The following is a 23,875-nucleotide window of genomic DNA, read 5'->3' as shown; positions in this document are numbered from 1 at the left end:
ACTGTTTTGGACAACGGCGTACGCCTTGATCTTGCAGTGTGGACGAGTAAGAAAACATGGATTACGCATAAAACAGATAACAGCGGGTGATTTTTGATGGCCTCCAGTATGGGCAAAGGCAAGGCGATTTTTCGCGTTGTCAGCGGTAACTTTCTAGAGATGTTCGACTTCATGGTCTTTGGCTTCTATGCCACGGCCATTGCCAAAACCTTCTTTCCGTCCGACAGCGCATTCGCGTCATTAATGCTCGCCTTGGCCACTTTCGGCGCAGGCTTCCTAATGCGTCCATTGGGCGCAATCTTTCTCGGCGCCTATATCGACCGTCATGGCCGCCGTAAAGGCCTGATCATTACCCTCGCCCTGATGGCCATGGGCACCGTGCTGATTGCCTGTGTACCGGGCTACGCCACACTGGGTGTCGCAGCTCCGTTACTGGTTTTGCTCGGTCGCTTGCTGCAAGGCTTTTCGGCGGGCGTGGAACTGGGCGGTGTGTCGGTATACCTGGCGGAAATCGCCACCCCCGGGCGCAAAGGCTTCTTCGTCAGCTGGCAATCGGCTAGCCAGCAAGCAGCCGTGGTCTTCGCCGGCCTGCTGGGTGTTGGCCTCAATCACTGGTTGAGCCCGCAAGACATGGGTGACTGGGGCTGGCGCATCCCGTTCCTGATTGGTTGCATGATCGTGCCGGTGATCTTTGTCATCCGTAAATCGATGGAAGAAACCCCTGAGTTCGAAGCCCGGACGCATCACCCTACCCTGCGTGAAATCGTACGTTCCATCGGTCAGAACTTTGGGCTGGTACTGGGCGGCATGGCGCTGGTGGTAATGACCACCGTGTCGTTCTACCTGATCACCGCGTACACCCCGACCTTCGGCAAGTCAGAACTGCACCTGTCGGACTTCGATGCGCTGCTGGTGACGGTGTGCATTGGCCTGTCGAACTTCTTCTGGCTGCCGGTCATGGGCGCGCTGTCCGATAAAGTGGGGCGTAAACCGCTGCTGCTGGGCGCAACCATCCTGGCGATCCTGACCGCTTATCCGGCGCTGTCCTGGCTGGTGGCCAACCCGAGCTTCAGCCATCTGCTGATCGTCGAGCTGTGGCTGTCGTTCCTGTATGGCTCGTATAACGGCGCCATGGTCGTGGCGCTTACCGAAATCATGCCGGTTGAAGTGCGTACCACTGGATTCTCGCTGGCCTATAGCCTGGCGACTGCGACCTTCGGTGGTTTTACCCCGGCGGCCTGTACCTACCTGATCCACGTGCTGGACAACAAGGCCGCACCGGGCCTGTGGCTGACCGGTGCCGCCGTACTGGGCCTGATTGCAACCGTGGTGCTGTTTCGCGGCAACAAACATGAACTGCGCACGGCTCAAGCCGCAATCCCGGGCAACAGCTAAGGCTACACTTGTAGTCGCTGCCGCAGGCTGCGATCGGATCCATGAGGTCTCAAGGAAACGGGTTACCCAGCAACCCTTCGCAGCCTTCGGCAGCGACTACAAAAAGCTTCACACACAAAAACGCCCCGAACCAGTCGGGGCGTTTTCAGTTGCGGCGGTTGCTTAGCGCGGGAACGCTGGCGGGTTGACCCCGGCCATGTCTTCCATCACGCGAACTACCTGGCAGCTGTAACCGAATTCGTTGTCGTACCACACGTACAGCACAACGCGGTTGTCATTGCAGATAGTGGCTTCAGCATCGACCACACCGGCGTGACGCGAACCTACGAAGTCAGTGGAAACCACTTCCTGGGAGTTCACGTAGTCGATTTGCTTGTGCAGATCGGAGTGCAACGCCATGTAGCGCAGGTACTCGTTCATTTCTTCACGGGTAGCCGGCTTCTCAAGGTTGAGGTTGAGGATGGCCATCGAAACGTTTGGCGTCGGAACGCGGATCGCGTTACCGGTCAGCTTGCCGGCCAGCTCGGGCAGAGCCTTGGCAGCAGCTGTGGCAGCACCGGTCTCGGTGATAACCATGTTCAGCGCGGCGCTGCGACCACGGCGATCGCCCTTGTGGAAGTTGTCGATCAGGTTCTGGTCGTTGGTGTACGAGTGAACCGTTTCAACGTGACCGTTGACGATGCCGAACTTGTCGTTGACAGCCTTGAGCACCGGCACGATGGCGTTGGTGGTGCAGGATGCCGCCGAAACGATCTTGTCGTCTGCGGTGATTTCGCCGTGGTTGATGCCGTGAACGATGTTTTTCAGCTTGCCTTTGCCCGGAGCGGTCAACACCACGCGGTCAATGCCAGGGCATGCCAGGTGCTGGCCAAGGCCTTCGGCGTCACGCCATACGCCGGTGTTGTCCACCAGCAGTGCGTTTTGAATACCGTACTGGGTGTAGTCCACTTCAGTCGGGTTCTTCGCGTAGATCACCTGGATCAGGTTACCGTTGGCGGTGATGGTGTTGTTGACTTCATCAATAACGATGGTGCCATCGAACGGGCCATGTACCGAGTCACGACGCAGCAGGCTGGCACGCTTGACCAGATCGTTGTCGGCGCCTTTGCGCACCACGATGGCACGCAGACGCAGGCCGTCGCCGCCACCGGTTTTTTCGATCAGGATGCGTGCCAGCAGACGGCCGATACGACCGAAGCCGTACAGCACAACGTCAGTGCCTTTGCGTGCAGAAGCATTCTGCTGACCCACTACATCGGCCAGTTCTTCACGCACGAACTGCTCGGCAGTACGGCCATTGCCTTCGGCCTTGAATTTAACGGCCAGCTTGCCCAGGTCTACCGAAGCAGCACCGAGCTTGAGCTCGCTCATTGCCTTGAGCAGAGGGAAAGTTTCGTGTACGGACAATTCGCTGTCATCGGACTGGCGATGACGCGCAAAGCGGTGAGCTTTGAGAATCGCGATGACTGAACGGTTGATCAGGCTGCGGCCATAGATCGAACTCACCACATTGTTATTGCGGTAGAGCTGACCGATTAGCGGGATCATCGCTTCTGCGAGTGCTTCACGGTCGATCCATTCACCAAGACACTGGTCGGGCTTCTGAGTCACGGGAACCTTCCACATGTAGGGGCTGAAAAAAGGGGCTACATTATGCCGCTGCCTCCCTGCATGGGCAATGCACGCCTGTCATACGCCATAACTGAAACGTTTAAGCACCCGTAAATAAAGGCGAATAAATTTATAACACCCATCATTTCATGGGCTTGCAGCCCTTGAGCAACCCTGCTGGCGCCCCCATGTCAGGTATCACACACAGATTTCAACACCCTCTTTAAAGACTGCAACTGACAGCCAGCCCCTTGGCCCGTTACAATTGCCGACTTTGTCGCAACGCTTGGAGCTCAACCTTCCGTGCCCGTCCTGCGTCTACCGAAACTCCCTGCCACTGCAGGTAAACAGCACTGGGGCAACCTGCCCGGTGCCGCCCTGAGCCTCGCAATCGCCGAAGCTGCCAGCGCCGCCCAGCGCTTCACCCTGCTCCTGACCGCCGACAGCCAAAGCGCCGAACGCCTTGAGCAGGAGTTGAGGTTTTTCGCGCCCGAGTTGCCGGTGCTGCATTTTCCCGACTGGGAAACCCTGCCCTACGATCTGTTCTCGCCGCACCAGGACATCATTTCCCAGCGTATCGCCAGCCTGTACCGGCTGCCAGAGCTGAGTCACGGGGTTTTGGTAGTGCCGATCACGACGGCCCTACATCGCCTGGCTCCGACCCGTTTTTTGCTGGGCAGCAGCCTGGTGCTGGATATCGGGCAGAAGCTGGACGTCGAGCAGATGCGGACCCGGCTTGAGGCCAGCGGTTATCGCTGCGTCGATACGGTGTATGAGCACGGCGAGTTCGCGGTACGCGGTGCGCTGATCGACCTGTTCCCGATGGGCAGCAAACTGCCCTACCGGATCGACCTGTTCGACGATGAAATCGAAACCCTGCGCACCTTCGACCCGGAAACCCAGCGCTCGATCGACAAGGTTGAGTCGGTACGCTTGCTGCCGGCACGCGAATTTCCGCTGCAAAAAGACGCCGTAACCCGTTTCAAGGCGCGCTTTCGCGAACGCTTTGATGTGGACTTCCGCCGTTGCCCGGTCTTTCAGGACCTGAGCAGCGGGATCACCCCTGCAGGTATTGAGTACTACCTGCCGCTGTTTTTCGATGAAACCTCGACCCTGTTCGACTACTTGCCGGGAGACACACAAGTGTTCTCGCTGCCGGGTATCGAGCAAGCGGCGGAGAATTTCTGGTCTGACGTGCGCAACCGTTACGAAGAACGCCGCGTCGACCCGTCCCGCCCGTTGTTGCCGCCTGCCGAACTGTTCCTGCCGGTAGATGACTGCTTTGCCCGGCTGAAAAACTGGCCACGGGTAGTGGTCAGCCAGGACGACGTTGACACCGGCAGCAGCCGCGAACGCTTCCCGGCACGGCCGCTGCCGAATCTGGCGATCGAAGCCAAGGCCAATCAGCCACTGGCGGCGTTGTCCGGGTTTTTAGAGCAGTTTGATGGCCGCGTGCTGTTTACTGCCGAATCCGCCGGTCGCCGCGAAGTACTGCTCGAACTGCTGGAGCGTCTGAAACTTCGCCCGAAAACCGTCGAAAACTGGCCGGATTTCGTGGCCAGTAAACATCGACTGGCCATCACCATTGCGCCCCTCGATGAGGGCTTGCTGCTGGACGATCCGGCGCTGGCACTGATCGCCGAAAGCCCGCTGTTCGGGCAGCGGGTGATGCAGCGTCGGCGTCGCGAGAAACGCGCCGACGCCAACAACGACGCAGTGATCAAAAACCTTACCGAGCTGCGCGAAGGCGCACCGGTGGTGCATATCGACCACGGTGTCGGCCGCTATCAAGGGCTGGCGACGCTGGAAGTCGACAATCAGGTGGCCGAGTTCCTGACCCTGGAATACGCCGAGGGCGCCAAGCTCTACGTGCCCGTGGCCAACCTGCACCTGATCGCCCGCTACACCGGCAGCGACGACGAGCTAGCGCCACTGCATCGCCTGGGCTCCGAAACCTGGCAAAAAGCCAAGCGCAAAGCCGCCGAGCAAGTACGAGACGTGGCGGCCGAGCTGCTGGACATCTATGCGCGCCGGGCTGCCCGTGAAGGCCATGCGTTTGCCGACCCGAAGGCTGATTACGCGACCTTCAGCGCTGGCTTCCCGTTCGAGGAAACGCCGGACCAGCAAACCACCATCGAAGCCGTGCGCGCCGACATGTTGTCGCCCAAGCCGATGGACCGCCTGGTGTGTGGCGACGTGGGCTTCGGCAAAACTGAAGTGGCCATGCGTGCCGCCTTTATTGCCGTGCATGGCGGCCGTCAGGTGGCGATTCTGGTGCCCACCACCCTGCTCGCGCAGCAGCACTACAACAGCTTCCGCGACCGTTTTGCCGACTGGCCCGTAACGGTCGAGGTGATGAGCCGCTTCAAGTCCGCCAAAGAAATCAACGCTGCCGTGGCCCAGCTGGCCGAGGGCAAGATCGACATCGTGATCGGCACCCACAAGCTGCTGCAGGACGACGTCAAAATCAAAAACCTCGGCCTGGTGATCATCGACGAAGAGCACCGGTTCGGGGTGCGCCAGAAAGAACAGCTCAAGGCCCTGCGCAGCGAGGTCGACATTCTGACCCTCACCGCAACGCCAATCCCTCGCACCTTGAACATGGCCGTGTCGGGCATGCGTGATCTGTCGATCATTGCCACGCCGCCCGCCCGCCGCCTGTCGGTGCGCACCTTCGTCATGGAGCAGAACAACAGCACCGTCAAAGAGGCGTTGCTGCGTGAATTGTTGCGTGGCGGCCAGGTTTACTACCTGCACAACGATGTCAAAACCATCGAGAAATGCGCCGCCGAACTGGCAGAGCTGGTACCCGAAGCGCGGATCGGCATCGGCCACGGGCAGATGCGCGAACGCGAACTCGAACAGGTGATGAGCGACTTCTATCACAAGCGTTTCAACGTGCTGATCGCCTCGACCATCATCGAGACCGGGATCGACGTGCCGAGCGCCAACACCATCATCATCGAGCGCGCCGACAAGTTCGGCCTGGCACAGCTGCACCAGTTGCGCGGCCGGGTTGGACGCAGTCACCACCAGGCTTACGCCTACCTGCTGACACCACCGCGCCAGCAAATCACTGGCGACGCACAAAAGCGTCTGGAAGCCATCGCCAACACCCAGGACCTGGGTGCCGGTTTTGTGCTGGCCACCAACGACCTGGAAATCCGTGGTGCGGGCGAGCTGCTCGGTGACGGCCAAAGCGGCCAGATCCAGGCCGTCGGTTTTACCCTGTACATGGAAATGCTCGAGCGCGCGGTGAAGTCGATCCGCAAGGGCGAACAGCCCAACCTCGACCAGCCGCTGGGCGGCGGACCGGAAATCAACCTGCGGGTACCGGCCCTTATTCCTGAAGCCTATCTACCGGATGTTCACACCCGGCTGATTCTCTACAAACGCATTGCCAACGCCAGCGACGAAGAAGGTCTCAAGGATTTGCAGGTCGAGATGATCGACCGCTTTGGCTTGCTACCTGAACCGACCAAAAATCTGGTGCGCATTACCCTGCTCAAATTGCAGGCCGAGCAACTGGGGATCAAAAAGGTCGACGCCGGCCCGCAAGGTGGACGCATCGAATTTGCCGCGGACACCCCGGTTGATCCGCTGGTGCTGATCAAGCTGATTCAGGGCCAGCCCAACCGTTACAAATTCGAAGGCGCCACCCTGTTCAAGTTCATGGTGCCGATGGAACGTGCCGAAGAACGCTTCAACACTATTGAGACGCTGTTTGAGCGTCTGACGCCGAAGTCGTCCTGAATGAAGCCCCCATGTCCCTGAGCCTGACACCGCAACTGACCAAACCGCTCGCACCGACCTGGGTCAGTCGCTTCAAGGAGCAATGCCTGGAGCGTGGTCGCAGTTACGCCAGGCAAAACCGCGTCAGGATTGTCCAGATCGGTGACAGCCTGATTACTGCAAGCTGTCAGGGTTCGGGCGAGAACACCTACCGCCAGACCATTCAACTGCGCGACTCGGCCAAAGGCACATTGCTGCTGGTGAGCGCCAATTGCACCTGCCCGGTGCGCGCCAACTGCAAGCACACTGCTGCCGTATTACTGAAGATTGAAGAAACCTTGAACTACCCTGCCGCTGCCCAGGACGCCGAGCTTCTGGAAAAACTCCAGGCCGTACTTGACTCACGTCGCCCTGCCAACCTGCCCGAAGTGCTGATTGACGATGTGCAGCCCGTGCCGCGCCTATGGCTGGCCAGTGCCGAATTCAGCGCCTTCGAACCGCGCAACGGCAAAATGCAGCGCTATATCCAGCACCGTGCCGCGCTGTCGTTCAATTACCTTGAGCAATACGCCAGCGGGCAAAAAAACGCCGACATCCTGATCCGCCAGGAACACCAGACCTTACGGATCAAACGCCAGCCCGAGGCGGAAAACGCCTTTCGCGAGCAGTTGCGCACACTGGGCTTTAAAATTGCCACCCGCCAGAGCAAGGCGTTGCCTGAAAGCGCCGGCGAACTGTTTGAAATGGTCAATGACAGTGCCTGGCTCAACTTCACCCTCAATCAGATGCCCAGCCTGCGTGAACAAGGCTGGGAGTTGCAGATTGATGAAGACTTCGGTTTTGACTTGAGCCCGGTGCAAGACTGGTACGCCAGTGTCGATGAGGCCCCGGAGCACGACTGGTTCGACCTGGAGCTGGGGATCATCGTCAACGGCCAGCGCCTGAGTTTGCTGCCAATTCTGCTAAACCTGATGCGCTCCCACACCGACCTGCTGAGCCCCGAAAAACTGGCCAAGCGTCGGGACGACGATCTGATCCTGGTGAACATCCCCACCCCCCCCAACAGTGGCCAGGGCCCGCTGCAAGTAGCCCTGCCTTACGGGCGACTGAAACCGGTACTGGCGACCCTGGACGAGTTTTATCTGGGAGAGCCGGGTGCAACCAGCCTGCGCATCAAAAGTGCCGATGCGCCGCGCCTTAACGCTCTGGATGCACTGCCTTTACGCTGGGAAGGCGGCGAGCACATCCGTGGTTTTGCCCAGCGCCTGCGCGACATCAAGGACTTCAGCGTCCAGGCCCCGGAGGGCCTCAACGCCAACCTGCGCCCGTATCAACTGGAAGGCCTGAGCTGGATGCAGTCACTGCGCCAGCTTGAGGTTGGCGGGATCCTGGCGGACGACATGGGGCTGGGTAAAACCCTGCAAACCCTGGCCCATATCCTGTGTGAGAAAAACGCCGGCCGACTGGATCGCCCGGCCATGGTGGTCATGCCTACCAGCCTGATTCCCAACTGGCTCGACGAGGCGGCGCATTTCACCCCGCAACTCAAGGTACTGGCGCTGTATGGGGCGACCCGCAAAAAGCATTTTGAGCACCTCAACGACTATGACGTAATCCTGACCACCTATGCCTTGTTGCCCAAAGACATCGAGCGACTGGCAACACTGCCCCTGCATGTTCTGGTGCTGGATGAAGCGCAATACATCAAGAATCCCGGCAGCAAGGCTTCTCAGGCCGCCTGTGAACTGAATGCACGTCAGCGCTTGTGCCTGAGCGGCACGCCCCTGGAAAACCACCTTGGCGAGTTGTGGTCGCTGTTCCACTTTTTGCTGCCGGGCTGGCTCGGTGATGTCAAAACCTTCAACCGCGATTACCGGGTGCCGATCGAGCGTCAGGGCAGCGATGAGCGTTTGCAGCACCTCAATGCGCGGATCAAGCCATTTCTGTTGCGCCGCACCAAGGAGCAGGTCGCGACCGAATTGCCGCCCAAGACCGAGATCATCCACTGGGTGGATCTCAATGAAGCCCAGCGCGATGTGTACGAAACCATGCGCCTGGCAATGGACAAAAAGGTGCGCGACGAAATCACCCGCAAAGGGGTCGGCCGCAGCCAGATCATCATCCTTGAAGCGCTGCTCAAACTACGCCAGGTGTGTTGCGACCTGCGACTGGTCAGCGACACCCCGCCGAAAAAAGGCAGCACCTCCGGCAAGCTCGACAGCTTGATGCTGATGCTTGATGAGCTGTTTGCCGAAGGCCGGCGCATCCTGCTGTTTTCGCAGTTCACTTCAATGCTCGGGCTGATCGAAGCCGAACTGAAAAAACGCAAAGTGCGCTACGCCATCCTGACCGGGCAAACCCGCGACCGTCGCGCGCCGGTGAAGGACTTCCAGAGCGGCTCGTTGCAGATCTTTTTGATCAGCCTCAAGGCTGGCGGCGTGGGCTTGAACCTGACCGAGGCCGACACCGTGATCCACTACGATCCGTGGTGGAACCCTGCAGCGGAAAACCAGGCAACCGACCGCGCCTACCGCATCGGCCAGGAAAAACCGGTGTTTGTGTACAAGATGATTGCCCGCGGCACCGTGGAAGAGAAAATCCAGCACTTGCAGCAGGAAAAGTCGGATTTGGCGGCAGGTGTTCTGGATGGCCGGATCGCCGGAGACTGGAAACTGCAGGACGACGACATCGATGCACTGTTTGCGCCGCTGCCGCCCAAAATCGAAAAGCGCTGAAACAATGCCCTGCTGTAGGAGCGAGCTTGCTCGCGAGCTCTTCAAAAGCTCGCGAGCAATCGAGCGTCGACCGGCCGCTCCTACAGGTCAAAGCCCTTCAATCAATCAACTGAGCATCTCTGAGCGCACCCGTCGCCACCAGCCAGCGCGGGCTCTGGCGGTAGTCGGTGCTGGCCCATGCCTGGGCGCGCATACGGGCAATCCGCGGCGAAGGGGTAACCTTCATGCGCTGCACCGCGCTAAGTGCCAGCTCTGCCGCCGCCCGGTCGTTGCACACCAGCCCCATGTCGCAACCGGCCGAAAGAGCCGCTTCTATACGGCTGGCCGCATCGCCCACGACATGGGCGCCAGCCATCGACAGATCGTCACTGAAGATCACGCCGTCAAACGCAAGCTCACCCCGCAAAATGTCCTGCAACCAACGACGGGAAAAACCGGCTGGCTGACTGTCGACTTGCGGATAGATCACATGGGCCGGCATGACAGCAGCCAGGTGCGTGCTCAACAGGGCAAAGGGAACCAGGTCGTGACTGCGGATCTGTTCAAGACTGCGTTCATCTACGGGAATCGCTACATGGGAATCAGCTTCTGCCCACCCGTGGCCGGGAAAATGCTTGCCGGTTGCAGCCATGCCCGCGTCATTCATCCCGCGAATAAATGCCCCGGCCAATAACGCCGCACGCTGCGGGTCGCCTTCGAATGAACGACTGCCAACCACTGCACTGCGCTGGTAATCCAGATCCAGCACCGGCGCGAAGCTCAGGTCCAACCCCACAGCCAGCACTTCGGTCGCCATGATCCAGCCACATTGTTCAGCCAGATACTCGGCATTGGGGTTATCGGCTATGGCGCGCATGGCAGGCAGACGCACGAAACCCTGGCGCAGACGCTGGACCCGTCCGCCTTCCTGATCGACCGCCAGCAGCAGGTCAGGACGAATGGCCCGAATCGAAGCACTCAGCTCGCGCACCTGGCGGGGATGCTCAATGTTACGGGCAAACATAATCACCCCCCCACTTCAGGCTGGCGCAGCAATTGCCGATCTTCAGCCGTCAGCCAGGTACCGGCGACGTCCACCATCAAGGAGCCTTGCAGGGCAGAACTCATGGGTAATCCTTTAAATAAAAAGCCGCGGACACAGCGCTACGGGCCTCAAACAAATGAGGCAGCTGCGAGTTGGGAACGGGGAATAAGTCAGGGGCAAGCATGGCAGCTAGCTTAGCGGAACTCAGCTGCCACGCCCACCAGCAGCAGGTCAAACCTTGGCGCTGACCTGCGGGGTTTTGGTGCGGGGACGCAGCTGGGCGCTGGCCATTGCCGGATCTACTACGCCGCTTTCAGCGCGCATGCCCGCCGCCAGGAAGGGCACCATCAGACGCATCACCTGCTCGATCGAGGTGTTTACCCCGAAGTCGGTTTCGGCAATGGCGCGCAACGCCTTGATCCCGGACATGCTGAACGCCGCGGCGCCGAGCATGAAATGCACGCGCCAGAACAACTCCAGAGGCGGAATTTGCGGGGCTGCTTCATTGACCAGCAACATGTAACGGCGGAAAACCTTGCCGTACATGTCTTCAAGGTAACGACGCAGGTGGCCCTGGCTCTGGCTGAATGCCAGACCCAGCAAGCGCATGAAGATCGACAGATCATTGCCGCTGCGCGGTTGAATCACCAGCGCCTGCTCGACCAGCATCTCCAGCAACTCTTCAAGGGCGGGACGATTTTCCGGTTTGGCCTGACGGCGCTCAAGCTCGCGATCCAGATTGGCGCAAAAAGGCCCCAGAAAACGCGAAAAAACCGCCTGGATCAGCGCTTTCTTTGAACCGAAATGGTAATTGACCGCCGCGAGATTGACTCCGGCCTTGCTGGTAATCAGCCGCAATGAGGTTTCGGCAAACCCTTTTTCCGCGAACAGCTGCTCGGCAGCATCAAGGATACGTTCAACGGTTTCCGACTGGGCCATGGCTACTCCGCCTGACAAACATTTAAACAGTTGTTTGAAACATACGTTTCAGCTTATAAAAAGTCAAGGTGGCGTATTCACATTGCGACCGTGCAGTTTTGCATTTAATCACAGCCTCGGCCCGCAAGGTCGCAGCTGATAAAGTGCGCAACGCCCCAGGCGACCGTCCGGCGGACTCCTGGAAATGGGTGATTGCCAATCAGCTATCACTGTATATAATCCCAGTCACTGTATAAAAAGACAGAGCGATCAACATGCTAAAACTGACGCCACGCCAAGCTGAGATCCTGGCTTTCATCAAGCGATGCCTGGATGACAACGGATACCCGCCCACCCGTGCCGAGATCGCACAGGAGCTGGGCTTCAAATCACCGAACGCCGCCGAAGAGCATCTCAAGGCCCTTGCCCGCAAGGGTGCCATCGAGATGACTCCAGGAGCATCACGCGGCATTCGCATCCCCGGTTTCGAAGCCAAGTCCGACGAATCCACCCTGCCCATCATCGGCCGGGTTGCTGCCGGCGCCCCGATCCTGGCGCAGGAGCATGTCGAAGAGTCATGCAACATCAACCCGACCTTCTTCCATCCGCGCGCCGACTACCTGCTTCGGGTACAAGGCATGAGCATGAAAGACGTCGGCATCTTCGATGGTGACCTGCTTGCCGTTCATACCTGTCGCGAAGCCCGTAACGGCCAGATAGTCGTGGCCCGTATTGACGACGAAGTGACTGTAAAACGCTTCAAGCGTGAAGGTAACAAGGTCTGGCTAATCGCCGAGAACCCTGACTTCGCACCGATTGAAGTCAACCTCAAGGACCAGGAACTGGTCATTGAAGGCTTGAGTGTCGGCGTCATTCGCCGCTAAAGGAGGCTTCATGCAGTTCCCCCAAACACCGCTGCCAGCACAACTCACTCTGTTCGAGGCGTTCATGGCAAAACCAATGACCCCTGTGATCAAAGACGTGCTCGATTCACCCTGGAGCGCCGAACCTGAAGTATTCAGTGAATTGTCGCTGCGCGGTGCCGCCGGAAACTGCCTGAACCTGCTTGCTCCCATGCTGCGCGAACTGAGCGAACAACCGGACGACCGCTGGCTGACACTGATTGCACCACCCGCCAGCCTGACTCAAAGCTGGTTACGCGATGCGGGCCTGAACCGCGAACGTATTTTGCTGCTGCAGCCAAACGGTAATAAAAGCACGCTGCAACTCACCTGCGAAGCCCTGCGCCTGGGCCGAAGCCACACGGTAGTCAGCTGGATCAACCCGCTGAATACCGCTGCCCGCCAACAGTTGATTGGCGCGGCACGCACCGGTCATGGGCAAAGCTTGAATATCCGCCTGGGTTAAACCAATGACGCTGTCACAGGGCTTCTGCTGAACACAGAAGCCGGCCTGTGGCACGCGAGAGGCACGAGTCGCTTCTTAATGAAGAACATGCGGCCCGTCATCTTTTTCGAGCTCACCTTCGGCCAGCCGGCCGGCCATCTGCACACCTACGCTAAGCATGGCCTTGGCCACCTCTACGTGCTGCCCCTGAAGAAATGCCTTGGCATCTTCAGAGAAACTCAGCGTCACCAAAGACCCTTCGTCTTCAGCCCGACGCAACTCGATACGGCCGTCTGGCAACTCGACAATTTCTAGAAAGGACGTTGGCATAAAAGTTTGTTCTCCACGAAAGCGCGGGATTATATCAGCCATCCCTTGGAAATTTCCCGGGATCTGTGCCGGTTTCATTACAGCCTGATGAATGACTGTACAGTTTTAACTTCGACCATCAGCACTCATTAAGCCCATCGCGAAAGCGGATAGCCAAAGACTTCAAATTCTGGCGCCACTCTTCCAGCGTTTCCCGGCTTAGCTCATGGGGCGTTTCGTCATCAAGATTGACCGCCACGATCAAGGGCTGGAAAACATCGGCCTTAACCTTTTTCGGCGCCTGCAAGGGCTGATACAACGCTCCATGGGTGGCTATCAATTGGGCCAGCCATGTCTGCGGCGCACGCGCCAGCTCGACCATTTCTGCCAATTCGGGGATGGCGATCGCCTCCAGCACCTCTTGAGTGAGTAACAGTTCAACCCTGGGCGCGCTAGCCTGAGGCAGACGGTAGAACCCCGCGATCTCATGACACAACCCCAACAGCGCACCATATAAATGGAACACCGCCGACTCTCGCTCAGCCTGCACCAGCGCCTGAGCATTCATGGCCCGACCTTCGCCGGCCTTGTTCATGGCCTCCAGGGCCAGACCGGCGAAATAGATTTTCTGATTGGTACGGGTATAGAGTTCATGGGCCATGCGGGCGCGCTCCACAGCGAATTAGACAAGTGCAGCTGAGCAGTCTCAGGGATCAGGGGCGGCAGGTGCAAGCGCCAAAAGCTGGGCCCTCCTATTTGTAGCAGTTGCCGCAGGCCACGTCCGGCGACGCAGTCGTCGTAAAACAGGAGCCCCCCGCTCGCAGGATTTACGATTGCTTTGCAACCGGAGGTAGCCTGCGGCAACTGCTACACAGGCCAGTACAGGACAATCACAAAAAAACCGCGCAAGGCATGCAGCCCTTGCGCGGTTTTTTTGTTAAACCGTCACGCTAAATCAAGCGTCTTTCTCTTTACGCTTGTCTTCAACTTTCCAGCTCTTGCCGTCGTAGAAAGCACGCCAGCCGGTTGGTTTGCCCTCAACTTCAGTCTGCACGTACTGCTCTTTGGTCTTGCGACTGTAGCGAATTACCGCAGGACGACCATCCGGGTCTTTTTTCGGCGCCTCACACAGGAAGTGATACTTGGGATCGATCTCGTCTTTGTGCGGAACAATTTCGATGACCAGCGGCGCACGGGTCTCGCGGTTTTTCGGAAACTGACTGGCCGCCAGGAACAACCCCGAAGCACCGTCACGCAAGATATACGTGTCGTTGACCTTCTCGCATTTGAGCTCCGGCATTTTCACCGGATCCATTTTCGGCGGCGCAGCCTCACCACTTTTCAGCAATTTACGGGTGTTCTTGCATTCAGCGTTGGTGCAACCGAAGAACTTGCCGAAGCGACCGGTCTTGAGCTGCATCTCGCTACCGCACTTGTCACACTCCAGGCTTGGCCCTTCGTAGCCCTTGATGCGGTAGCTGCCTTCTTCAATTTCGTAGCCCGTGCAATCCGGGTTGTTACCGCAGATATGCAGCTTGTGCTTCTCATCCAGCAGGTAAGCATCCATCGCGGTGCTGCAAATCGGGCAACGGTGCTTGCCCAGCAGTACCAGCGATTCGGACTCACCCTCGTCGTCGGCAGCAATTTCGTCGCCGGGTACGAGATTAACCGTAGCCTTGCAGCGCTCTTTAGGAGGCAGGCTATAGCCCGAGCAACCCAGGAACACACCGGTCGACGCAGTACGTATCTGCATCGGACGCCCGCATTCCTTGCACGGAATGTCGGTCATTACCGGCTGGTTGGCACGCATCCCGCCTTCCGGTGCAGCCGCTACTTCAAGTTTCTTTTTGAAGTCGCCGTAGAACTCGTCCAGCACGTTTTTCCAGTCGCGCTCACCGTGCGCCACATCATCGAGATTCTCTTCCATACCGGCGGTAAAGCCGTAGTCCATCAGGTCAGAGAAGCTCTCGGACAAACGTTCGGTAACGATGTCACCCATTTTTTCGGAGTAGAAGCGACGGTTATGCAGCGCCACGTAACCACGGTCCTGAATGGTGCCGATGATCGCGGCGTAGGTCGAGGGACGACCGATACCGCGTTTTTCCATCTCTTTAACCAGACTGGCTTCGGAGTAACGCGCAGGTGGCTTGGTGAAGTGCTGGCTAGGATCGAGTTCGATCAATTTCAGCACGTCGCCCTGCGCCATGTCCGGCAGCACATCGTCGTCGCCCGGCTTGGCAATTTGCGGCATGACCCGGGTATAGCCGTCGAACTTCAGGATGCGGCCCTTGGCGCGCAGCTCAAAGTCACCGGCAGCGACGCTGACGGTGGTTGACAGGTATTTGGCCGGCAGCATCTGGCAAGCAACAAACTGGCGCCAGATCAGCTCGTAGAGCCGCTCAGCATCACGCTCCATGCCCGACAGCTTGCTTGGATCGGTATTAACGTCAGAAGGACGAATTGCTTCGTGAGCCTCCTGAGCGCCTTCCTTGCTGCTGTACACGTTCGGTGCCGGCGGCAGGTAGGACGCACCGAACTCACCCTCGATGTAGTTGCGCGCCATTTCAACCGCGTCAGCCGAGAGGTTGGTGGAGTCGGTACGCATATACGTGATGTAGCCGGCTTCGTACAAACGCTGGGCCATCATCATGGTTTTCTTCACCCCGAAGCCCAGGCGATTGCTCGCGGCCTGTTGCAGGGTGGAGGTAATGAAGGGTGCAGAAGGCTTGCTGCTGGTCGGCTTGTCTTCACGCTTGGAGATGGTGTAGTTGGAGGCTTTTAGCTTCTCCAGCGCCGCCATGGCCTGAGTTTCGTTCAGCGGCTTGAAGGCTTCGCCCTTTTCACGGGCAACGTCGAAGCGCACTTTCGCACCCTTGGCAGTGCCAAGGTCTGCGTGGATTTCCCAGTACTCTTCGGGGTTGAACGCACGAATTTCACGCTCACGCTCGACCACCAGCTTAACGGCTACCGATTGCACACGACCGGCCGACAGGCCACGGGCGATTTTCGCCCACAGCAGTGGCGAAACCATGTAGCCCACCACGCGGTCGAGGAAACGACGCGCCTGCTGAGCGTTGACACGGTTGATGTCCAGCTCGCCCGGCTTGGAGAAGGCTTCCTGAATCGCCTTCTTGGTGATTTCGTTGAACACCACGCGCTTGTAGCGGCTGTCATCACCACCGATGGCTTCGCGCAGGTGCCAGGCAATGGCTTCCCCCTCGCGATCCAAGTCGGTTGCGAGATAGATGGTGTCAGCATCCTTGGCGAGCCGGCGCAGCTCTTCGATGACCTTTTCCTTGCCCGGGAGGATCTCGTACTTGGCTTTCCAGCCATGCTCCGGATCGACACCCATGCGCGAGATCAGCTGCTTTTGAGCTTTCTCTTTGGGCGACAGGGCCGGCACCTCACCAGCAGCAGCCTTGCCGCGCTTGGCAGCAGGTTCTTTGGTGGCGCTAGCCGAACCGCTGGTGGGCAGGTCTCGGATATGGCCGATACTCGACTTCACCACGTACTCGTTACCCAAGTACTTGTTGATGGTCTTGGCCTTAGCCGGGGATTCCACAATGACCAGCGATTTGCCCATGGATCAGAAAATTCCTGAATTCTAGAAGTGAAAGGCGGTTCGCGCCTGACGCGGCACCGCTATATATAGTGGCTACAAGGTGAGGTCAAGCACAGGGTTCTGCGCGACCTTGCCTTATGGCGTGGGGAAAATGCTTGGCTCAGCCTTTACCAGTGCGAAACGAGGGACTGTTTCGCCCTCATATTCGACCGTTTCAATGAACATCTGCAGCGGACGTACCCAATAGCCGAATTCACCATGCAAAGCCTGGTAAAACACGACTTCCTCTTCGGTCTCAGAGTGACGCGCCACATTGAACACCCGATATTGCGGGCCTTTATAGTGCTGATAGAGCCCAAGTTGTACCGACATGTTGCGCTCCCTAAAAGAAAAAAATTCAAAACACCCAAAAAACAAAAACCGGGGCACATGGCCCCGGCTTCCATCAACGCAACGCTTTAAACGCGTTCGAAGACAGTGGCAATGCCCTGGCCAAGACCAATGCACATGGTGGACAACCCGAAAGTGCCGCCATTTTGCTTCATCACATTGAGCAAAGTGCCGGAGATACGAGCACCCGAGCATCCAAATGGATGGCCCAAGGCGATGGCACCGCCGTGCAGGTTAACCTTCTCATTCATCTTGTCGAGCACTTTCAGATCTTTCAGCACTGGCAGGGCCTGTGCGGCGAAAGCTTCGTTGAGCTCAATGAAGTCGATATCGGCCATATTCAAGCCCGCGCGCTTCAGTGCTTTTTGCGTAGCCGGTACTGGACCATAGCCCATGATCGCCGGATCCACACCGGCAACTGCCATCGAACGAATCACCGCCAGCGGTTCCAGACCCAGGTCTTTTGCACGCTGTGCCGACATCACGATCATGCACGATGCACCGTCGGTGATCTGCGATGACGTGCCCGCTGTCACGGTCCCGCCTTTAGGGTTGAAGGCAGGCTTCAACGCCGCGAGGCTTTCCAGGGTGGTTTCCGGACGAATGGTCTCGTCATAGTCGAACATTTTCAGGAAGCCATTTTCGTCATAACCCTGCATAGGGATTATTTCGTCCTTGAACTTGCCTTCAATGGTCGCCTTGTGAGCCAACTGGTGAGAACGCACGGCGAAAGCATCCTGCTGCTCGCGGGTGATGCCATGCATCTTGCCCAGCATTTCAGCGGTCAGACCCATCATTCCCGAGGCTTTGGCCGCGTACAGCGACATGTGCGGGTTAGGATCAACGCCGTGCATCATGCTTACGTGACCCATATGCTCGACGCCACCCACCACGAAAACGTCACCGTTACCGGTCATGATTGCTTGCGCAGCAGTGTGCAGGGCGCTCATGGACGAACCGCACAAGCGGCTCACGGTTTGCGCGGCCGAAGTATGAGGGATCTGGGTCATCAGCGACGCCATGCGCGCGATGTTCCAGCCCTGCTCCAGGGTCTGGTTTACACAGCCCCAGATCACGTCTTCCACTTCGTTCGGGTCAACCTTGTTGTTGCGCTCCAGCACTTTGCTGATCAGGTGCGCAGACATGTCTTCAGCACGGGTGTTGCGGTGCATGCCACCCTTGGAGCGGCCCATCGGGGTGCGACCGAAGTCAACAATCACCACGTCTCTAGGATTCAAGCTCATAATTTCACTCTCACTCTAATGGGGCGCTTAACCGAAGAAGCTCTGACCGTTTTTGGCCATCTCGCGCAGCTTCGCAGTCGGGTGGTACAGCGCGCCCAGTTCAGCGTACTGATCAGCCAGGGCCACGAACTGTGCAACACCGATCGAGTCGATGTAGCGCAATGCGCCGCCACGGAACAGCGGGAAGCCAATGCCGTATACCAGGCCCATATCGGCCTCGGCTGCGGTTTCAACGATGCCGTCTTCCAGGCAGCGCACGGTTTCCAGACACAGCGGGATCATCATCCAGTTGATGATGTCTTCGTCGGTCACTTCGCGTTGCTCGTAGACAATCGGCTTGAGCACTTCAAGGACGCTGGAATCAACGACTTTCTTCTGCTTGCCGCGCTTGTCTTCTTCGTAGGCGTAGAAGCCCTTGCCGTTCTTCTGACCCAGACGCTTGGCTTCGTACAGAGCGTCAATCGCCGAACGGCGATCGTCTTTCATACGATCCGGGAAGCCTTCAGCCATCACGTCACGGCCGTGGTGACCGGTATCGATACCGACCACGTCCATCAGGTAGGCAGGGCCCATCGGCCAGCCGAATTTCTCCATCACTTTGTCGATGCGCACAAAGTCGACACCGGCGCTGACCAGCTTGGCGAAACCGCCGAAGTACGGGAACAGTACGCGGTTGACCAAAAAGCCCGGGCAGTCGTTGACCACGATCGGGTTTTTGCCCATTTTCTTGGCGTAAGCAACGGTGGTTGCTACTGCCAGGTCGCTGGATTTCTCGCCACGAATCACTTCAACCAGCGGCATCATGTGCACCGGGTTGAAGAAGTGCATGCCGACAAAGTTCTCCGGACGCTTGAGGGCCTTGGCCAACAAACTGATGGAGATAGTCGAAGTGTTGGACGCCAGAATGGCATCTTCGCGGACGTGGTTTTCCACCTCGGCCAGAACGGCCTGCTTGACCTTAGGGTTCTCGACAACGGCTTCGACCACCAGGTCGACGTTGCCAAAATCACCGTAAGACAGAGTCGGGCGAATACCGTTGAGCACCTCAGCCATTTTCGCCGGGGTCATGCGACCTTTATCAACGCGACCGACCAGCAGCTTGGCGGCTTCTGCCAGACCTTGCTCGATGCCGTGTTCGTTGATGTCTTTCATCAGGATCGGCGTGCCTTTGGACGCGGACTGATAGGCAATACCGCCACCCATGATGCCTGCGCCGAGTACGGCAGCCTGCTTCACGTCTTTGGCGATCTTGTCGTAGGCCTTGGCTTTTTTCTTCAGTTCCTGATCGTTCAGGAACAGCCCGATCAGGCATTGCGAAGCCGATGTTTTTGCCAGCTTGGCAAAACCTGCCGCTTCAACTTCCAGCGCCTTGTCACGACCGAAGTTCGCGGCTTTCTGGATAGTTTTGATCGCTTCAACCGGGGCCGGATAGTTCGGACCCGCCTGGCCGGCCACGAAACCTTTGGCGGTTTCGAAAGCCATCATTTGTTCAATTGCGTTCAGCTTGAGTTTTTCAAGCTTTGGCTGGCGCTTGGCCTTGTAATCCAGCTCGCCACTGATGGCGCGCTTGATCAGGTCCAGTGCAGCCGTGCCCAGCTTGTCAGCGGTTACAACAGCATCAACGGCGCCGACTTTCAGGGCGTCTTCGGCGCGGTTTTCTTTACCGGAGGCAATCCATTCAACAGCGTTATCAACACCGATCAGACGTGGCAAACGGACGGTGCCACCGAAACCGGGGTAGATGCCAAGTTTGACTTCCGGCAGGCCGATTTTGGCGCTGTCGGCCATGACGCGGAAATCCGCTGCCAGGCACATTTCCAGACCGCCGCCCAATGCGATGCCATTGATGGCCGCAACGGTAGGCACGTCGAGGTCTTCGAAAGCACTGAAGATTTTGTTGGCTTCGAGGTTACCCGCGATCAGCTCGGCATCCGGCAACTTGAAATTTTCGACGAATTCGGTGATGTCTGCGCCGACGATAAACACGTCTTTGCCGCTGGAAACAATGACACCCTTGACCGAAGCATCTGCCTTGATCGCATCCACTGCCTGACGCAATTCGTTCAGGGTTAGACGGTTGAACTTGTTGACGGACTCACCCTTGAGATCGAACTTGAGTTCGACGATGCCACTTTCAAGAGCCGTAACCGTGATGGCTTTACCTTCGTAAATCATCAACTGATCTCCACGATATGGAAGCTGAACAGTACACGTCGGACGCTAGCGTCTGGCTGTCATTGACCTTTGCGTCAATGCTGATGCCAATCCGCCAGGCACACCCGCCAACGCGATAGTCGGGGTTCTGTTAGCGTCGTCCAAGAAGACAAACGCTCAATTCATACGCCCGTTTGATTTGGGTGTCGACACCTTCACGGAAAAGCCAACAATTGTCAATTGTCCAAAACAATGATGACAAAACGGCCCTGTAGTCGCTGTCGAGGAACGAAGGCTGCGATCGACGGCGCAGCCTTCGAAAATCAGTCACTCCGGTGTTTCAGGCGCATCAAGGTCGCAGGTTTACGGCCGCTACGCGCCCGATCGCAGCCGTCGTTCCTCAGCAGCGGCTACAACGCATTAGGCCAGCGCCTTGAGCACTTCATCAATGCTCTTCAACACCTCAGCCTCGCCCCTTTCGCCCCACACCAGCACGATCATTTGCGCATCGGCCTCAACCTTGTAGACGTTGGCCGGCAGTTTTTTAAACTGCGTCAGCAAGCGCTCATCCACGCATTCTTCCTGCCACCGATTGAGCCATTTTCCCGGCGCGGATTGCCAATAGCACCACACATCAGGCTTAGTACTGCGTCGCGGCCGGTGGTATTGCGCACACGAGGTGGGCGGTTCCGGCTCAAGCCAATGCGGCCACTCCTGGGGGGCCAGTTGCATGGCCAGGCCCATGCGCCGAGCCTCCATGCGCAAGCCCATCCGGCCACTCTGGCTACGCGAAGGCCGCAACCATGCCAGGGGGCTCAGAACCAGCGCCAGGATTGACACCACTATCCATACCGTCATATCTGTACTCTCATTACCTGAATAAACGAGTTGACCCGGACTTGAACCAAGGCTTTACAAAAGGGCCATACTCATAGCAGTTCACCATTTACAGGAGCGCCACACATGTCCACGCCAAAGCCCTACTCACACATCCTGGTTGCCGTCGATCTGACCGAAGAGTGCGACCCTGTGATCTATCGCGCCAGCGCGAGCGCCGAGGCCAACGGAGCCAAACTGTCACTGATCCACATCGTTGAGCCGATGGCCATGGCATTTGGCGGCGATGTTCCAATGGACCTGTCGCAACTGCAACAACAGCAGTTTGATCAAGCCAAGGAACGACTTGAGCGCCTGATCGACATTTACCCGCAACTGTCCAAAGACAACTGCAAGCTCGCCTACGGCCAGCCGCGCCAGGAAATCCACGGCTTCGCCAAAGAGCATGGCTGTGATTTGATCGTGGTCGGCAGCCACGGCCGTCACGGCCTGGCCCTGTTGCTGGGCTCCACTGCCAACGACGTGCTGCATGGCGCTCCGTGCGACGTACTGGCAGTCAGCCTGAAAAAACCCGAGTAAGCCAACAGCAAAAAAGCCCGGCCCCTTTGTAAAAAGGGCCGGGCTTTTTCAGTTCAGCAGGTGCTCAATCAGGCATCCAGCTCAGCCCAGCGCTCAACCAGTTGCTCCAGTTCGGCCTGCAACTTCTCAAGCCTGGCGATCACTTCAGCCGTTTTAGCGGCTGGCAGCTGATAGAAGCCCGCATCAGCCATTTCAGCTTCAACGGCGGCAATGGCCTGCTCTTTCGCATCGATATCGCCTGGCAACGCTTCCAGCTCGCGCTGCAGCTTGTAGCTCAGCTTCTTTTTCGCTGCCGGTGCAGGCGCTGCGGCGGCCGCAGCCGGCTCAGCGGTGACCACAGCCGAGGCCAGGTCAGCCTTGCCCGATTTGCTCTCGGTAACGCCCAGCAGGCGCGGCGAACCGCCCTGACGCAGCCAGTCCTGATAGCCACCGACGTATTCACGTACCTTGCCTTCACCCTGGAAAACCAGAGTGCTGGTGACCACGTTGTCGAGGAATGCCCGGTCGTGACTGACCATCAGCACGGTGCCTTTGAAGGTCAGCAAGACCTCTTCGAGCAGCTCCAGAGTTTCAACGTCCAGGTCGTTGGTCGGCTCATCGAGCACCAGCAGGTTAGCCGGCTTGCTGAACAGCTTGGCCAGCAACAGACGTGCACGTTCACCACCTGACAGCGCCTTGACCGGCGTGCGGGCACGCTGAGGGCTGAACAGAAAGTCTCCCAGGTAGCTGAGAACGTGGCGGCTCTGACCGTCGATGTCGATAAAGTCGCGGCCTTCGGCCACGTTATCGATCACGGTTTTTTCCAGGTCCAGCTGGTGACGCAGTTGGTCGAAGTACGCCACGTCAATGCGCGTGCCCTCTTCAACCGTACCCTCGGTAGGCACCAGACCGCCCAGCATCAGCTTCAGCAGCGTGGTTTTACCGGTACCGTTGGCACCCAGCAGACCGATACGGTCGCCGCGTTGCAGCACCATCGAGAAGTCTTTGAGCAGGAACGGGCCGCCCGGGTGAGCAAAGCTGACGTTTTCCAGCACCATCACTTGCTTGCCGGACTTGTCTGCCGTATCCAGCTGGATGTTGGCTTTGCCGGTACGCTCGCGACGTTCGCTGCGCTCTACGCGCAACTCTTTGAGGGCACGAACACGGCCTTCGTTACGGGTGCGGCGTGCCTTGATGCCCTGGCGAATCCACACTTCTTCCTGGGCCAGACGCTTGTCGAACAGGGCGTTAGCCGTTTCTTCCGCAGCCAGAGTGGCTTCCTTGTGCACCAGGAAGCTGGCGTAGTCGCCGTTCCAGTCGATCAGGCCGCCACGGTCCAGTTCCAGAATCCGGGTGGCCAGATTTTGCAGGAAAGATCGGTCGTGCGTGATAAACAGAACCGCGCCCTGGAAGCCCATCAAGGCCTCTTCGAGCCAGGCAATGGCGCCGATGTCCAGGTGGTTGGTCGGTTCGTCGAGCAGCAGCAGGTCCGGTTCGGAAACCAGAGCCTGTGCCAGCAGGACGCGACGACGCCAGCCGCCGGACAACTCGGCCAGGGTTTTGTCAGCCGGCAGCTGCAGACGGCTCAGGGTGCTGTCTACCAATTGCTGCAAGCGCCAGCCATCACGGGCTTCGAGGTCTTGCTGGACGTGCATCAGCTTGTCCAGGTCAGCATCGGTAACGATGTTCTGGCTCAGGTGGTGATACTGCGCGAGCAGCTCACCTACACCGTCCAGACCTTCGGCAACCACGTCGAACACGGTCCGTTCGTCGGCCGCAGGCAACTCTTGCGGCAATTCGCCAATCTTGAGGCCGGGCGCGCGCCAAACAGAGCCGTCATCGGGTTTTTGATCACCTTTTACCAGCTTCATCATGCTGGACTTTCCGGTGCCGTTGCGGCCGATGATGCACACCCGCTCTCCACGGGCGATCTGCCAGGACACCTTGTCCAACAACGGCATAGAGCCGAAAGCAAGGGACACATCGCTGAATTTGAGCAGGGTCATGAGCTTCTCCAAAAACTGGGCGCGCATTCTACCTGATTTGCGCCCTTGGGCGG

16 protein-coding genes and 1 pseudogene are annotated in these 23,875 nt (G+C 58.3%); 6 read left to right on the top strand and 11 right to left on the bottom strand.

From position 1 onward, the window contains the following. Positions 1-96 precede the first annotated feature (96 nt). A complete protein-coding gene (gene tcuC, locus AOC04_RS03810; protein WP_060691222.1) occupies positions 97-1,395 on the top strand; it encodes an MFS transporter in 1,299 nt (432 codons plus the stop codon). 162 nt (positions 1,396-1,557) lie between these two features. Here the strand turns inward: tcuC and AOC04_RS03805 are convergent, their stop codons facing one another. Then, positions 1,558-3,021: a glyceraldehyde-3-phosphate dehydrogenase gene (locus AOC04_RS03805; RefSeq protein WP_060691221.1), complete on the bottom strand. Its 1,464-nt coding sequence runs from the start codon at positions 3,019-3,021 to the stop codon at positions 1,558-1,560. Positions 3,022-3,309: 288 nt separating this feature from the next. Between AOC04_RS03805 and mfd the strand changes: the two genes are divergently transcribed. Next, positions 3,310-6,759, top strand: a complete 3,450-nt coding sequence (mfd, locus tag AOC04_RS03800) for a transcription-repair coupling factor (RefSeq protein WP_060691220.1) — start codon at positions 3,310-3,312, stop codon at positions 6,757-6,759. 11 nt (positions 6,760-6,770) lie between these two features. After that, the gene (locus AOC04_RS03795) at positions 6,771-9,473 is read left to right on the top strand and encodes a DEAD/DEAH box helicase (protein WP_060691219.1); all 2,703 of its coding nucleotides are present in this window, start codon (positions 6,771-6,773) and stop codon (positions 9,471-9,473) included. Positions 9,474-9,570: 97 nt separating this feature from the next. Here AOC04_RS03795 and nagZ read toward each other — a convergent pair. Together nagZ and AOC04_RS03785 are read right to left on the bottom strand one after the other, a co-directional pair. Beyond that, positions 9,571-10,568 (bottom strand): annotated as a pseudogene (gene nagZ, locus AOC04_RS03790) (beta-N-acetylhexosaminidase). A 160-nt stretch (positions 10,569-10,728) separates the two neighbouring features. Continuing rightward, entirely contained in the window at positions 10,729-11,436 is a 708-nt protein-coding gene (locus tag AOC04_RS03785; RefSeq protein ID WP_060691218.1) for a TetR/AcrR family transcriptional regulator, read from the bottom strand. Between the two features lie 254 nt (positions 11,437-11,690). On the opposite strand from AOC04_RS03785, the gene lexA reads away from it, so the two are divergent. Together lexA and sulA are read left to right on the top strand one after the other, a co-directional pair. Then, a complete protein-coding gene (gene lexA / locus AOC04_RS03780) occupies positions 11,691-12,299 on the top strand; it encodes a transcriptional repressor LexA (protein ID WP_003446624.1) in 609 nt (202 codons plus the stop codon). Positions 12,300-12,309: 10 nt separating this feature from the next. Beyond that, entirely contained in the window at positions 12,310-12,783 is a 474-nt protein-coding gene (sulA, locus tag AOC04_RS03775; RefSeq protein ID WP_060691217.1) for an SOS-induced cell division inhibitor SulA, read from the top strand. Between the two features lie 75 nt (positions 12,784-12,858). Here sulA and AOC04_RS03770 read toward each other — a convergent pair whose 3' ends face one another. The 7 genes from AOC04_RS03770 to AOC04_RS03740 all read right to left on the bottom strand — a co-directional run bounded on the left by AOC04_RS03770 (position 12,859) and on the right by AOC04_RS03740 (position 21,279). After that, the gene (locus AOC04_RS03770; protein ID WP_060696865.1) at positions 12,859-13,092 is read right to left on the bottom strand and encodes a hypothetical protein; all 234 of its coding nucleotides are present in this window, start codon (positions 13,090-13,092) and stop codon (positions 12,859-12,861) included. A gap of 118 nt (positions 13,093-13,210) precedes the next feature. Beyond that, entirely contained in the window at positions 13,211-13,732 is a 522-nt protein-coding gene (locus AOC04_RS03765) for a DUF6586 family protein (protein ID WP_060691216.1), read from the bottom strand. 294 nt (positions 13,733-14,026) lie between these two features. Beyond that, entirely contained in the window at positions 14,027-16,654 is a 2,628-nt protein-coding gene (gene topA, locus AOC04_RS03760) for a type I DNA topoisomerase (protein WP_060691215.1), read from the bottom strand. A 114-nt stretch (positions 16,655-16,768) separates the two neighbouring features. Then, on the bottom strand, positions 16,769-17,005 hold the full coding sequence (locus AOC04_RS03755; protein WP_060691214.1) for a DUF1653 domain-containing protein: 237 nt from the start codon (positions 17,003-17,005) through the stop codon (positions 16,769-16,771). 86 nt (positions 17,006-17,091) lie between these two features. Beyond that, positions 17,092-18,267 carry an acetyl-CoA C-acyltransferase FadA gene (gene fadA, locus AOC04_RS03750; RefSeq protein WP_060691213.1) on the bottom strand — a complete coding sequence of 392 codons (1,176 nt, stop codon included), beginning with the start codon at positions 18,265-18,267 and terminating at the stop codon, positions 17,092-17,094. 27 nt (positions 18,268-18,294) lie between these two features. Beyond that, the gene (gene fadB / locus AOC04_RS03745) at positions 18,295-20,442 is read right to left on the bottom strand and encodes a fatty acid oxidation complex subunit alpha FadB (RefSeq protein WP_060691212.1); all 2,148 of its coding nucleotides are present in this window, start codon (positions 20,440-20,442) and stop codon (positions 18,295-18,297) included. A 399-nt stretch (positions 20,443-20,841) separates the two neighbouring features. Continuing rightward, a complete protein-coding gene (locus AOC04_RS03740; protein ID WP_060691211.1) occupies positions 20,842-21,279 on the bottom strand; it encodes a hypothetical protein in 438 nt (145 codons plus the stop codon). A 105-nt stretch (positions 21,280-21,384) separates the two neighbouring features. Here AOC04_RS03740 and AOC04_RS03735 point away from each other — a divergent pair, with 105 nt between their 5' ends. Then, positions 21,385-21,837: a universal stress protein gene (locus AOC04_RS03735; RefSeq protein ID WP_060691210.1), complete on the top strand. Its 453-nt coding sequence runs from the start codon at positions 21,385-21,387 to the stop codon at positions 21,835-21,837. A 68-nt stretch (positions 21,838-21,905) separates the two neighbouring features. Here AOC04_RS03735 and AOC04_RS03730 read toward each other — a convergent pair whose 3' ends face one another. Beyond that, the gene (locus tag AOC04_RS03730; protein WP_060696864.1) at positions 21,906-23,822 is read right to left on the bottom strand and encodes an ATP-binding cassette domain-containing protein; all 1,917 of its coding nucleotides are present in this window, start codon (positions 23,820-23,822) and stop codon (positions 21,906-21,908) included. Positions 23,823-23,875: the final 53 nt, after the last annotated feature.

This window comes from Pseudomonas versuta (genome assembly GCF_001294575.1).
GTDB lineage: Bacteria > Pseudomonadota > Gammaproteobacteria > Pseudomonadales > Pseudomonadaceae > Aquipseudomonas > Aquipseudomonas versuta.
Note: the sequence above shows the minus strand (reverse complement) of the source record. Positions and strands in the feature narration are given on the sequence as shown.